Here is a 13,424-nt window from a genome sequence, read left to right as displayed (position 1 = left end):
TACAAAAAATCCATTAAAAACAAAAACTTAAAAGACAAAATCATTCATTTTTAATCAAGTACTTTCGTCTTATTTTAGCTTGCATCATGACATAGTGTGTACATATCTGTGTACAGATTTGCCAGCACCTGAATTTTCCACCAATATACACACTCGGTTTCAAATATGTACACACCTATAATATGCCTCTATCCGATACAAAGCTTCGAAACATTGCCGGTAAGCCTTACAGCGGCAAGCCTGAGTTGGCTGACCGTGACGGTCTGAGTGTTCGGATTTCCGGATCCGGAACTATTAGCTGGCAATACCGTTTTAGGTTTCAGGGAAAGGCCGCCCGCCTAACAGTTGGCAGATATCCTGACCTATCACTCAAAGAAGCCAGAGAGACCCTGCCTGACATCAGGAACCTTTTAGCAAATAATATCGATCCAAGAAAAGCATGGAAGCAGTCTACCTCTGATGTGATCACTGCTGAGGATTGCGTCAAAAAGTTCTTAAAAATTAGAGTACCCAAATTAAAAGAAAAGTCTCAAGTGCTCTACAAGAGCGTATTCAACCGTCACTTCAAAACACTATTCCCCGGTCGTGCTATTGATTCTGTCCCGCTCGATGAATGGTTGGACTGGTTCGATGAGATGGCTGAAGATAATCCAAAGATCGCATCAAGCCTGCTGAAATCTGCCAAAACGCTTTTCAACTGGTGCAGTCGTCGACGGATGATCAATCCACCAGCAATGATGATTCTGAAGCCTGGTGATGTCGGTCTTCCGTCAGACACGGGAGAGCGAGTTCTGACACTGAACGAATGTGGCGAAATCTGGAAAGCTCTCGACAGATCACGAGCCGCAGCATCAACACAGATCTGCATTAAGCTCTGCATGCTATACGGATGTCGTCAAAGCGAGATTAGAGAGTCCCATAGGGATCATTTCGACATGCAAGAGATGGTTTGGACAGTGCCCAAAGAGCTGAGCAAAACCAATAAACCGATTAGACGCCCCATAACCAGTGAAACTGAGAAATTGATCAGGATGGCATGGTCATTCTATGGTGAAGCAGGTTACCTTCTGCCGGCAGAGCAAAAGCAAGACAGGCCCTGTCATTACAGTGTCATCAATAAGACGGTAAGAGCCATTCGCCAGCGTCTGAGAAATGACAAAAAGGTCATTGAGTCATGGCGTTGTCACGATTTCAGGAGAACGATATCAACCAGACTTTCTGAAGAAGGAATCATGCCACATGTCACAGAAAAAATGCTTGGCCATGTGCTTACTGGAGTAATGGCGGTTTATAACAAACATGACTGGCTTGAGGATCAACGCAATGCCTACGAGCTTTGGAACAGTAAAATCCTGGCCGCAATCGGCTAAGCTTTCGGTGCTCTGGGAGCACCAACCCAAGCATCATTCAGCTTCATCCAATGCCAGCAACTTCTCTAAAAGCTCTCTTCGCAGCTCTTCCTTCTCTTCCAGATCCACTTCTGACTGCGATAAGGCCCTGATGCACTGCACAATTTTTTCATCTTTGGAGGCCAGTTCAGATAGTACCTTTAGAACCCTGTTTACCGTTGTTGCTGGATCTCCGCTGTATAGATCATGTTCCTCCATCCCGTCTACTCCTGTATCGCCTAAAATACACTGTTCATATATACAGTATTTTATTAGGTTATCCAAATAGTTTCATTGCAGACAAAGACCCCAGAACCGTCATTTTTGGGCTGGGAGCTTTTTTGCGCAAAGCAGAAAATCTGATAACCTGATCAGCAGGAGAACAACAACACAAGGAAACGAAGTGAAAAAATTACTCACCCTTCTTGTTCTGTCCCTACCCCTTCATACTGTTCAGGCATTAGAAATTGGGAAAGGAAAGGTCATCAGCTCCAGCACTCAAATGATAGAGATATTCGTCTCTGAGGAGCGTGCCAAGTACGGCGATGTGAGTGCTGAATGCACTCTGTTCGACAACCAGAAAAATGAGATAGATACGGTAAAAACCCGTTTCATTCAGGATCGCATGCCGCTGCATTTCAAGGGAAGGTACTGGCACGTATACGACATTAGCTGCAGGCTGTTCAAACCCAAAACATCCTGATCAATCGTATAAGGTGATGATGTAGCTTCCCACAGCCAGGAGCTTATCAAAAATCCTGAAGAGGTGCCCCGGGCTGTAGGTTTCATCATATGCCAATAGATCATTATCAGCTTTTAGATTGACGTAACCATTAACAAGACCAGCACAAAGGCCGTAACAACTCGACCACGCTTGCTGGTAATCACCTATTTCAGTTCTTGTGCCACCCAGCGCAGTCATAGAGTTTAAAACTAACCAGTCTCCTAAAACAGACTGATTCCTGACATAGCGATAAAGCTTATTACCCTTTGGAGTGTCGGCGGCCCAGTGACTGGTGTAATGCGGTGGGTTTTCAGATTGTCCTATAACCCCAGCCATAGACTGCTCAAAAACAACAGAATGAATGCTTAAAATCTTTTCAGCACTGCTGTAAACCATCTGCCCCTGAGCATTATAAACAGCCATGCCGAATTGATCTTTGGTCAACGGAACACTGAATACTCTGATGCGAGCCGAGCCGCCATTAGGAATCACGTACAATGTAACACTGACACAAACATCACCACTGAATTGTGCGCTGGTAATCCTGGCACATCCATCTCTTACCGCGACAGTCGGCATATTCTTTCTACCTACTGAGACAGTATGAAACCCCTTTCCAAGCCAGACTTCTTTTACAAGATGCGAGTTAAAGTGAACACCGTCAACAACATAGCTGCCATGATCATTTTTAACCCTGAAACCATAGTCAGTAGTCATAAACAATAAACCTCAAATACCCATTCGGCTTATCGCCCTCGAAATCAGTCATACTCCGGCATTTAACACGAACGACGCCTGACTCAAGCCAGACAATCGCCTGCGTAGCAGTGGTTGAGTTAACGACCAGAGATGTAACGTACATATTTGGAGACACAGGAAACGGCAGGGAGATAGAAAAATCATTCGAACCAATGACCGCCTGAGCCTCATAAATCGGCTTGGCATTGCGCCTTGAAGTATCCATCGACAGCGTTCCATCTGCCGAATAAACCCGTATACCAGCACTCATAACAACTGACCTATCTCAACCCGCAGAACATTACTGGCATCAAACACCTTGATAATATTGTTATTGATTTCAAGACGGCCGCCAGTCTCTGCAGACTTGATTGAGAGCTGTCCCTTAAACGTCAACTTGTTCTGAGTCTTGTCATACACCAGCTGTGCATTGTTGTACGTCTTATCACCAGTCCCGATCCAGAACGGGTAATTGCCTGCGCTGGAGATCTCCACCCGCACACCTGCCGCTGCATCGGTCTTAAAGGTTCCACCAGTCACCGTACCCATATACGCAGACACAGCAGAAAGACTCTGGATAGAACATTTATCCGCAGTAACCGCGTTGGCTTTCAGCTTGGGTGTTGAAATGGAATCGTCGCCTATCACCGTCTCGTCGACTTGCAAAGTACTGGCCTGGTGAACGGACGACAACACGCTGTCATCACCCCATTGGTCAACCCAGCCAAGCCGGAAATACCATTGCCCGGAGAGAGTCAGGTTAATAAAGCTGGTTGTCGAATCAGCAAGCAGGTTATCAGGCGACGGGGTAAAGTCCGAGCTCTGCGCCCCCCAGACTCTCAGCGAACGAATGTCCTCAGCGGTGTTGGGATCACAGCTAATGGTGATACCGTCAATCAGTCCGGAAACGATAATGTTATTGGGTGCTGCTGGCGGTTCGTTGCGAACGTCCAGTGAAGCCGGTTCACCGGGGCGCCCCTTGGCATTGAAAGGTGTCACCCTGACCGCAAATTCACGACCGGCTCCGTGATTGCGGGCCTGCTCTGCTGAGTAGTCCCACTCGATCACGGGAATGTTTTTCTCGGTATGAAGAACCACCTCGTCTTTAACCACTTCCACCTGGTAATGCACCGCACTGAGCACCTCATCCCACTTTACTTTCAACACCGGACCCGTGAAGGGCTCACGTAAAGCAACCGTAGTGGAGGGCGGTATATCAAAATCCGGACCTTTTAACTCAATGGTTTCATAGGCCCACTCTCCTTGACCGTCCCCCACAGCCGCCACTCTGAAGTAATTGATACCGTTGTAGAGACGGGTTTCCCATGTGTTGTGTTGTTGTTCCTGAACTCTGGCCCAGTTGCCACCGTCAAGACTGTGATCTATCAAATACAGCTGAGCCACACCGGACGATTGCCAGCTGAGGATCGCTGTTTGAGGATCTTCTACCGATTGAACAATCAGGAAGCTGGTAATAGAAGGCAGTGATGGGTTCGGCAGGGTACTGCCGCCACCATCTTTTTCGGGTACCGGCACATCGTCGAAGGTATACACCACGGGATTATCCCAAAGCGCAGTAATATCTACCTGATCATCACCGGCGGGTGACACCTTGGTAATAATGAAGTCACGGCAGAAGGCGCCATCAACACCAACTTGGTACTGAGTGCGTTGCTGACGATCTCCGGTATAAAGCTGAAAGTCCGGCTGCTCCTGCAATATCAATTCCTGAGCATTGGCACCTGCTTCAACCGGGTAAGGTCCGGCAAAGCTGCCGTCCGGTCGGCACAGGGCAATATAATTCTGTTTGGTGTCGTGCAAAATGACCGGATCGGTCAAGCGCACCCGGGCGCCTTCATGGCTGATCACTTCACCGCTACTGCCCCACCCTTTCAGCCAATAGCTGATGCCTGCCCGGTCACCCCAGATACTGTTCAGACCTTTGTTGCTGACGGAGAACTTGAGCTGCATCCGTCGATAAACCATCTTGGCCGCTTCATAGATGCCAATATTGAAAGCCTGCTCCAGATTATCCACCGCTGGCAGTTTGATGCGTTTGGGGTTGTTAGCGGTGTGGTTAGGCAGCTGACACAGCACTTCGTCCATGGCCGACAGCGACGCATTCCAGAATTCGACAATAATACTGTCATTGTCGCCCGACTTCGGAAAGCTTCGCTCTACCGTCGGTGCGCTAAGCATATCAAAGGGCGTGTACATGCTGTTGCGGATCATCCGCTGCATGTCTATCACAACATAGAATTTGCCGTTGTGGGTCAGCACGTTGCCACGACCACAAGCCGCTATTTCCTGAAGGGCCGACAGCAAGGTACCACGGGTATCAAAGACACGGTTTGTCGTTTCTTCACGACTGGCCCAGATCTGATGATTACCCAGAATGTTATCCAGATCGATCAGGGATTCATCCAGCCTGCCACCGTGATCACTGCGAATGGCGTTGCAGAAGTTCCAGGCGATTTCCCGGGACGGTCTTATATCGCTCCAGCTGTCACCCTGCCATACCGGCATTTTCGCAGTAGCAAAAAGATTAAATTTACGCTCTGACACGGCAGACAGACTGTTGCTACCTTGAGCAATCACCGCAATCTTGGTCACGCCCGGGTAACTCTCAACACTGGGATAGTAAGCCCGAGCCCCTTCCCAGTGAATACTGTCGACCACCCTGCTATCCGTACCGGCGCTGTTAGTCCGAACCAGCGCCACCTGATAACGGCCTGTTGTCGTCAGTTCAATGCGCTCACTCCAGCGCTGTGGAGTATTGGTTGAAGCGGTATATGAATAGGTTTTAGTCTGGGCTGTCCCGATGGCATTACCTTCATCATCAATCTGCTGATACATAACATCCAGAGTGACAGAACGGCTGTACATATCACCATCATCATCCAGACCATAAAGCCCTGCACGGCAGGCAAAGTCCAGACCGATAAAGTTGGCCTTCTGACCTTCGGTGACCAGCACAATATATCCGGTCGGGCCCGTGTATTCGTCTTCATTGGGACCGAACAATTCAATACCAGCCACCTCATCACTGGTATCCACATTATCAGGAAAGAGCGTGACCGGATCATCGGGACCACAGACCTCTACCTGAACACCGGGGAACTCATCAGCCGGGGTATCGCCGATCATCAGGGTTTCAAGATCGAACTCACCATACCCGACACAAAACAGCTGATAGAGGTTTTGAGTATTGCCGGTATTCTCCCGCCAGGGCTCCGACAGCCAATCCATATTATGGCGGTTACGCCCACAGGCAAAAGGGACAGGCTCCATTAAACGGGCATTGTTGCCCTGAGCGGTAGCGTCATACGTGGGGCTGGCGTCTGGCAATGCCTGCTGTGTGGGTGGTGGTTCGATAGAAGCCAGAGCCACTGCGCTGACTGCCAGAGAAACCGCCAGGACAATAGTAAAGGGATCAAAGCCGAAGGGCCTGACCGCCAGATCATAATTCTGACCCTGAGCAAGTATCAGACAAGGCCAGTCTTCCGGCGCCACCCTCTGACCATTTACCAGACACTCAACCGGCTGGGTCTCACGATCCTGAGAATATCCCGGCACATTGGCCAGCATCCATTCATGAAGGGTCTGACCTGTAGCCGCTTCAATCACTTCTTCGTTGTGGCGAAGGTTAAGAATGTTCGGGGAAACGTGAATGCGTGCGGACATAGAATTCTACTTTTGGAAAGAGTCGTTTAATACGGGTTACCGGCTCAAACTTCGAAAGAGCGCCTTCATGGCAATGGAGCACCCCGCCGCCATCAATGTCGAGATAGATGCCGAGATGACGAACCACCAGCTTTGCCGACTGGCCACGGATAAAACACACCGCTACTGAACCATGAACCGGCACCGGTGAATGCTGCCAGTCACCCGAACGGATCTGATCAGAAAACGCCTGGTGAATTTCTTGGGTGTTGTCTGTGGTAACGTCATTTAATCCGGGCAAGTCTTCACAACGGAACTGCTGTGACAGCACCGCCATTACCAGCCCCCAACAATCGTAGGTGTCTGGACCCCGGGCATAGGCCACCCAAGGCTTACCCAGATAGTCATGAACCCAATGCATAAAATAAGACTCTGTTAGATGGCTGGAATCAGCGGACCAGACCCGGCGCAAAGTCGGGCGTATACAGGAGATAAGGGAACGGTCGGTTAACGACATCGACCAGAGTGGCCGTTGCATTCATTTGGCCGTCTTTATTACTGATGCCTTCCAGAGTCCATTCGAAAGGCACATTTTCGGGACCGGTAATTTCACCAGTATCAAGATTCTGCAGGTAGAGTCGTCGGTATACTTTCAGCTCACCCGGGTGCAACAGCGCCTTGTCCAGCTCTTCTTCCAGAGCCATGGTGACATCGCCCAGGCTGATCGGGAAATCGGTATAGCCCTGATCGTTCCGTTCCGGATGTTTGGCCGAAATTGGAGCCGGTTCAAAACGCACCACCTTACCCGCATCAACCGGCGCCGTGGCTTCCAGTGTCGCTTCTATCGCTTCTGTACTGGTCAGTGTCGATACAAAACGCCATGGTCTGACAATGCCTTGATCGTCAGTAAAGCCTTGGTGATGGAATTCGAAAGTATCGAGTACGATTTTATTGACCGGTGCGGAAGCGTAGGCTGTTTTTAGTGCCTCGCTCATGGGATGGGGTTGTCCTTATGGGTTGAGGGTCAGGCGAATTCGCCGTGCCAGTGGGGTGGAGTGTAGGTCACTTGCTCCTGTGTGTCCGGATCGGTCATGGTTACCGATGCTCGGCTGTAGGCTTTTTCATACTTGGCTGTCTTTGCAGGGTCTGCATCCACTTCTTCTTTGGTGCCCAGTACTTCAAGATGGGTGAAGCTGTTCAGCATTTCTCTTTCTTCGTTGGTGCTGGTTCTGCATAACGTAACGCTGTGCAATTCACCGCCGTGCTGAACGAGCGTCATACAGATATTCAGAACCGGATTACCGTCTTCGTCGCTATGGCCTTTATCAATCAGTTCCTGCTTGAGTGCAGGCAAGTTTGATGTGTATGTTAATAGGTCCATAAATCTTAGATTCATGCAGAACTTCCTTGGTTAATGACAAACAACACTACAAGACAATATTAGGCACTGCCCAGAGCAGCTATCTGCTCTAAAGTCAGAGCTTTATGCCATATTCTAAAATCTTGAATATGCCCGTTTATTGAGTAGGATCCATTTTTTGTAGAACCAATGCACATACTTGTACTGCTGGGCAAAGGCGTTGCATCATTAAGCATCACCGACTCCTCACCGTTGATAAAACCCTTGATCTGATCAGGTAAGAATTGAAGACAGACATTCACACGGTCTTTTCTTGAGCCAATATCCTCAACTTTGGTACGCGCTATCTTACTAGCGACACCAGTTATCCCAAAGTTAATAGCCTTATCGCTTCTCCAGTCTGCAAACAAGGTCCTTATACCACCGTCATAAAACTCAAAAAGCCTTATCCCACCATTCTCAACATCATCGGATCGACAAGAAAGAAACACTGTCATTCCTTTTTGACTGAAATTTTCGGCCCCATCGACCAGGATCAGATCACCGGCTCGGGTAGCAGCTGCCCCTGTTGTCGGAATTCTGGAACTTGCATGGGCGCTTTTTTCGAATTGTGGAAGCTTTAGCTCAATTTTCGATCCATTTTCTGTTCCGCTGGACAATTGAGTAACTGAAGCCCTTATTTCTGTGGTATCCGCCCCGATCAATATGGTTGCTGAAAACAGATACCAGCCATCACCTTCTTCCTTTACTTCCGCAACAACTGAACCAAAAACAGAAACTTCCTTGGTATCGACGTACAAACTAGCATCCCCCAGAAACTCTGGGTTAGAAAAACGAATCCTAATCCTGTGTTTCCCAGACAAATGCCGAACCAGTACACTGTAGGTAAACTTGTCGCCATTATTGGTAGCCTGTAATGCGGTTACAGGAACCAGACCATAAGCACTCTCGTCCCCCATAACCCCTTCAAACTCAAACCTCCTGGCATTAAAGCCACCGTCAATAAAGTCGGTAATAGTGTTGCCATTGACTTCACCCCAAAGATCAACCGAGTTTGAAAGAATCATTAGATTAGTTTGATCTTCCTCATGCCGAAGCCCTTCTGCTTCAAACCTGGGCACATTAATTCCAGCTGCTGTCACTACACCGGATTTGTTGGTACCGGTAGCATTACTGGAGCGTGAGAAACTGGCCGACCGACTCGGCAAATCCACCATCACAGACCCATCCTGAGCCGCCGAAACATCAACCTGATCCGCTGGCCCAAACCCTTCCTCAATCCGCAAATCCGAAATCAACGGCAAATGAAAATCAGGAGCAGGCACCGCCGCCAATCTCAACGCATCACGCACCGTCTCCAAATCCGCAATCTGATCCGCCCGATCAGCCGCCGCTTCAGCACGAACGGCATTGGACCCGGATTCATCACGATACTGCTTGGAAAGAGTCAGATCACCCTCCACCTGATCATTCCACTGACGCTGCACGTTCCTGATGCTGGGAATGGGATTGCCACTTTCCGTTGGAATCCAGGCTTGATCATCACCCTCAGTCACCTGTTGGAGTGTATCCGATGCTGATTCAGCTTTTTGGGTGGCGGCTTCCAGACGGTCGCTGATCGTTGTGCTCATTGCTTGCTCCACTGTTCGGGGAGGGTGTAATTAATGGTCTGATAATATTCGTGACTCTGGCTCAAAATACGCTCAAGCTCAGTGGCACCGAAAGGTACCAGCCAGTTAATGGTTTCATGGTAACGGTCAGCCGCTGCCAGAATCGCCAGCGTTTCCTGTGAACCGTATTGCAGAAGGAATTCTGCGGTTGCGTCGTCGATGATGTTTAGACGAAAGCATTCCAGCTCGACTTTTACTCTCCAGTAGACGCTATCTGTCTGATACTCCTCAACAGAGAGCAGGCGAACCTGATGGTCAGAAAAATCAAAACCGATCTTGAGCGTCTGATTAAACCAGCTTTCGCCATAGCCTGACTCTTGCTCACGAAACTGCTGGAACCTGATAAGCTGGTCGTCATTCCACAGGTATTCGACGGTAAAGGTTTCAATGGTTTGATGCTGGGGATTGATACCGCCCGAAGGTCCGTTGATTTTGCTAACGTTTCGAGCCATGGGCAGAGTGTAGCTGTATCCGTTTTTTTTGGGTTGCCCTAAGGAGTCTGGCCAGCGCAGATCAGTCATAAACCTCTGCCTGCAAACTGATGGGCCAGCTGTTGTTCGTGTAAGAGCCTGTATTCAGATCAATAATTCTCATGCGTTTCACTGCCATGGTTCCGGATACACTCACCGGAGCACGAAACCAGACCGCGCCCTTATACACCTTTCTTAGCCACCACCAGTCAAAGAGTGATTTTTGCAGGTCGTCCAGCTCCAGACTGGCCTTGATAATCTGAACAGGCACCTTTTGACGAATACGAGCACCAGGAGAAAAGCCCAGCTTTTCATCGACTGTTACCCGCTGAAGGTTTGGATTGTGGCTATAACCTTGCATCTTCCACACAGGGAGAACATCGGGCCAGACAATCACTGCTTCGGTCATAGCCTGCTGCCCGGGTTGAGTGGATAAATGCCTTCCAACGTTCTTCTGACTTCACCGCCATTCTTAAGGTCGGTAAGCAATGCCTGTCGAGACTGGCCAACGGCAATACTGACGACTTGTGCTACAGGGTCAACCGTTGCGGTAGTTCCCTGTGGCGCTTCATTAATTTGAATGCTCCAATTCACATCAGAACTTCCGGAAGCCATACCCGACTTATTATTCTGATCAAGATAAGCCTTCAGGTCCGCATTGGTCCTCGAATCAACCACCCGCTCACCTTTATCCAGCAACCAGGTACCTTCTTTCGGGATGTAGTCAATGCCATCGTGCGCCATACCCTGCATCTCAGTGCCGCTGATGGTGGTGACAATGCTGGCGGTTTGAGCAGCTACCGTCGCCATTGCAGGAATATTGGCAGGAAATGGCAGAGCGGCAGCGTTAGCGATACCGGTTTGAATTTTCACGATGGAGTCTGCAATAGCAAAGGCTTTGGATACAGCAAACATGGCCTGATAAATGCCGGATTGCTCACCCGCAAAGGTTTTACTCAGATCCGCCAGCTCACCAAACAGCTTGCCGCTGTTCTGAAGCTGAACACTGAGACTCTGAGCCAGCAATAGCTGACGATCTTCTTCTGCCTTACCGACAATGGAGGTTTTCAGGTTTTGATAGTTCTGAAGGTTGACGACATCGGCGTCACGCCATTGCTGAAGTTTTTCCAGCTTCTGTTGCTCATGGAGATCAATCAGTTCGGCTTCAGTCATCAGTGATTCTTGCAGCCGCTGAAGTTCCGCCTCCATACCTTGTATTTCTTTGTCGGAAAATGCCGGGGCATTGCTGGCTGAAGTGGCTGCGACGATATCGGCAGGTGGTAGAGCAGGCGCAACTGCTGCGGCTTTGGCTTCTGCTTGGACCTGTGCCAGTTCTCGCCATTTGTGAACATAGACTTCGAGCTGATCACTAGGCAGTGGTTTACTGACAAGATCAATATAATCGTTCCGGGCTTTATTAATTTCGACGCCCAGCTCCTGAGTCATAGTCTGGAGAGTCTGGTTATACTCAGCATTGACACCAGGCAGCTTGTTGATCAGATCGGTAACGGCCTTGTCCAGGTACGTGACATCATAAACAAGGGCGTAGACCGCTTCTTTCCATGTTAGCGCCAGTCCTTCAAAGATAAATTCCCAACCACGAATCACATCACCCACTAAACCAAAGCCTTTCATCAGGCTGTTAACAACTTCGGTGGCAACTTCACCAAACCCACCCGCTGCATTACTGGCATTAACCAACTCTTCAGAAATCCCCTGAATAATGGGGGCCAGTTCAGCAGTGAGCGCCTGGGTAAACCCTTTGGTTGTCAGTGAGGTTTTATAGAAGGCGTCGTTCGCCTGTTCTATTTTTGCCGCATCCACTCTGGACAGAGCAATACCGAAGTTTTCTGCCTCATCCTGCATGGCCTGCAGACCATCTACACCGGCATCAAGAGTGTTTAAAAGACCAACACCCTCTGAGTCAAAAAGCTTGAAGGCCAACCGCACCTTATCAGACTGACTTTCCACTTCTCCCATGGCCGCAGCGATAGCCTGAAACTGCTGATCAGGTGACATCTCTGCCATAGCCTCGGCAGACAGCCCCAGTTCATCGAGAGCCCCGACGGCCTCACCGGTACCCTGTGCTGCTTCAGCAACACGCCGGGTCATCCGCTGTAAACCCATGTTCAGCTTTTCAGTGCTGACACCTGTCAACTCACCCGCATACTGCAAACCCGCCAGAGCTTCCGTACTGATGCCGATCTTGTCTGCAAACTTGGCTTGCTGATCGATGCTTTCTGCCGTGTTTTTATACATGACAGCCAGACCAGTAGCCGCAGCAGCACCCACAGCAACCATGGATTTTGCCGCAGTTGCTGCAGAGGCTCTCACTTTTTTTGACCAATCTTCAGCTGATTTGTTGGCTTTTTTCAGCTCAGAACGGAACTGTGCCGACTCTGCCAGCAGATCAACAGTCAGTGTTGCCAGTGTTGTCATGGTTAATCCAAAACATTGCGAAATTGAGCGTACTGCTGCTCAGAAGTGATTTCAGGAGGTTCGGGGTTTTGTTGCAGCTCAAAGTAAGCCAGCCATTCTGTGAGTTCTTCAATACTCAGGGTGAAAGAGAGCTCATAAACGGTTTTGCCCAAATGGGAGGCCAGGGCAAACAAATGCCGACGGTACGGGTTGGCCTTTAGTCTTTTTTTGCCTCGTCGATGGCCTCCGAACCCAACTGGCTGCAGGCAATCGCATCCTTATAAATATGCAAGACCACATCGAAACCCAGCTTTTCAATCAATGCGGCTACTTCTTCAGGCTCTGGTTTGCGCCCTAGCATTGCCTGAGCTGCAATATCACCAAACTCTGACCATTCCAGATCACGATTGCTGTCTTCAGCAATACGACTGATTTTGCCGATTTTATCCAGTGCGCCCAGTGGTAGCTGATGCAGTTGATAATCACGACCATCCGGCAGCTGTCGGATATGCTTTTTCAGCTCAGGCGGTTTGTTTAACAACTCGTCAAAGGTGAGCGCAGCCATCAGACGACACTCCATGTGGTTTCGCCAGACTGTTTGCCAGTGACAGTAACGGTAACCGTCGATCCGTTTTCGGGTTCATTAACGACATAACCCGCCAGAACCAGATCAAATTCTCCACTTCGGCCATTGGTGAAAGTGACTTTCATCTTCACCGTTTCACGATTTTTGGCTTTAGTGAGAAAATCTTCCTGATCAGCATCACCAGGCACATCGTTCAGAGTGATTTCTTTATCGGGGGGTGTCAGCATACCGGAGACAAAGGTCTGGGTGGTTGCATTGATGGGGGTTGTTTCTACAAACTCGCCCTTTTCACCCGTAGAGCCCACCGATACGGCATTGACCAGATCGGTAAAGGTGCTGGGTGCGCTTTCATACGCCAGTGTGGTACCAGCGCCAATAACTGCTACAGTTGAGCCAGCCATTGATTT

The 13,424-nt window shown here is 49.3% G+C and carries 16 protein-coding genes; 2 read left to right on the top strand and 14 right to left on the bottom strand.

The genetic code is table 11. From position 1 onward, the window contains the following. Positions 1 to 182 precede the first annotated feature (182 nt). Positions 183 to 1,370, top strand: coding sequence for a tyrosine-type recombinase/integrase (locus tag ACOMHB_RS08655; RefSeq protein WP_448216302.1), 1,188 nt, complete (start codon positions 183 to 185; stop codon positions 1,368 to 1,370). Between the two features lie 33 nt (positions 1,371 to 1,403). On the opposite strand, the gene ACOMHB_RS08650 is transcribed toward ACOMHB_RS08655, so the two are convergent. Further along, complete coding sequence (locus ACOMHB_RS08650; RefSeq protein WP_448216301.1) at positions 1,404 to 1,607, bottom strand: hypothetical protein; 204 nt, start codon at positions 1,605 to 1,607, stop codon at positions 1,404 to 1,406. Between the two features lie 184 nt (positions 1,608 to 1,791). Here ACOMHB_RS08650 and ACOMHB_RS08645 point away from each other — a divergent pair, with 184 nt between their 5' ends. Continuing rightward, the gene (locus ACOMHB_RS08645; RefSeq protein ID WP_448216300.1) at positions 1,792 to 2,091 is read left to right on the top strand and encodes a hypothetical protein; all 300 of its coding nucleotides are present in this window, start codon (positions 1,792 to 1,794) and stop codon (positions 2,089 to 2,091) included. Here ACOMHB_RS08645 and ACOMHB_RS08640 read toward each other — a convergent pair whose 3' ends face one another. From ACOMHB_RS08640 to ACOMHB_RS08580, 13 genes are read right to left on the bottom strand one after another with little or no spacing between them, the layout of a single operon-like run. Continuing rightward, entirely contained in the window at positions 2,092 to 2,829 is a 738-nt protein-coding gene (locus ACOMHB_RS08640; RefSeq protein ID WP_448216299.1) for a hypothetical protein, read from the bottom strand. Further along, the gene (locus ACOMHB_RS08635; protein ID WP_448216298.1) at positions 2,819 to 3,121 is read right to left on the bottom strand and encodes a hypothetical protein; all 303 of its coding nucleotides are present in this window, start codon (positions 3,119 to 3,121) and stop codon (positions 2,819 to 2,821) included. The genes ACOMHB_RS08640 and ACOMHB_RS08635 overlap by 11 nt, the downstream gene beginning before the upstream one ends. After that, positions 3,118 to 6,534: a host specificity factor TipJ family phage tail protein gene (locus tag ACOMHB_RS08630; RefSeq protein WP_448216297.1), complete on the bottom strand. Its 3,417-nt coding sequence runs from the start codon at positions 6,532 to 6,534 to the stop codon at positions 3,118 to 3,120. The genes ACOMHB_RS08635 and ACOMHB_RS08630 overlap by 4 nt, the downstream gene beginning before the upstream one ends. Next, positions 6,497 to 6,934 (bottom strand): C40 family peptidase, encoded by a 438-nt coding sequence (locus tag ACOMHB_RS08625; RefSeq protein WP_448216296.1) that lies wholly within the window; start codon positions 6,932 to 6,934, stop codon positions 6,497 to 6,499. The genes ACOMHB_RS08630 and ACOMHB_RS08625 overlap by 38 nt, the downstream gene beginning before the upstream one ends. Before the next feature lie 28 nt (positions 6,935 to 6,962). After that, positions 6,963 to 7,508, bottom strand: a complete 546-nt coding sequence (locus tag ACOMHB_RS08620; RefSeq protein WP_257282105.1) for a DUF1833 domain-containing protein — start codon at positions 7,506 to 7,508, stop codon at positions 6,963 to 6,965. 29 nt (positions 7,509 to 7,537) lie between these two features. Further along, complete coding sequence (locus ACOMHB_RS08615) at positions 7,538 to 7,894, bottom strand: hypothetical protein (protein ID WP_448216295.1); 357 nt, start codon at positions 7,892 to 7,894, stop codon at positions 7,538 to 7,540. 59 nt (positions 7,895 to 7,953) lie between these two features. Next, entirely contained in the window at positions 7,954 to 9,504 is a 1,551-nt protein-coding gene (locus ACOMHB_RS08610; RefSeq protein WP_448216294.1) for a phage head spike fiber domain-containing protein, read from the bottom strand. Beyond that, positions 9,501 to 10,064, bottom strand: coding sequence for a hypothetical protein (locus ACOMHB_RS08605; RefSeq protein WP_448216293.1), 564 nt, complete (start codon positions 10,062 to 10,064; stop codon positions 9,501 to 9,503). Before ACOMHB_RS08605 ends, ACOMHB_RS08610 begins: the two co-directional genes overlap by 4 nt. Next, complete coding sequence (locus tag ACOMHB_RS08600) at positions 10,057 to 10,422, bottom strand: hypothetical protein (protein ID WP_257282109.1); 366 nt, start codon at positions 10,420 to 10,422, stop codon at positions 10,057 to 10,059. The genes ACOMHB_RS08605 and ACOMHB_RS08600 overlap by 8 nt, the downstream gene beginning before the upstream one ends. Beyond that, positions 10,419 to 12,452 (bottom strand): hypothetical protein, encoded by a 2,034-nt coding sequence (locus ACOMHB_RS08595; RefSeq protein WP_448216292.1) that lies wholly within the window; start codon positions 12,450 to 12,452, stop codon positions 10,419 to 10,421. The genes ACOMHB_RS08600 and ACOMHB_RS08595 overlap by 4 nt, the downstream gene beginning before the upstream one ends. Before the next feature lie 2 nt (positions 12,453 to 12,454). Continuing rightward, complete coding sequence (locus ACOMHB_RS08590) at positions 12,455 to 12,604, bottom strand: hypothetical protein (protein WP_448216291.1); 150 nt, start codon at positions 12,602 to 12,604, stop codon at positions 12,455 to 12,457. A gap of 44 nt (positions 12,605 to 12,648) precedes the next feature. Then, a complete protein-coding gene (locus tag ACOMHB_RS08585; RefSeq protein WP_448216290.1) occupies positions 12,649 to 12,996 on the bottom strand; it encodes a hypothetical protein in 348 nt (115 codons plus the stop codon). After that, positions 12,996 to 13,418 (bottom strand): hypothetical protein, encoded by a 423-nt coding sequence (locus tag ACOMHB_RS08580; RefSeq protein WP_448216289.1) that lies wholly within the window; start codon positions 13,416 to 13,418, stop codon positions 12,996 to 12,998. Before ACOMHB_RS08580 ends, ACOMHB_RS08585 begins: the two co-directional genes overlap by 1 nt. Positions 13,419 to 13,424: the final 6 nt, after the last annotated feature.

It is taken from the genome of Endozoicomonas sp. 2B-B (assembly GCF_053470045.1).
Note: the sequence above shows the minus strand (reverse complement) of the source record. Positions and strands in the feature narration are given on the sequence as shown.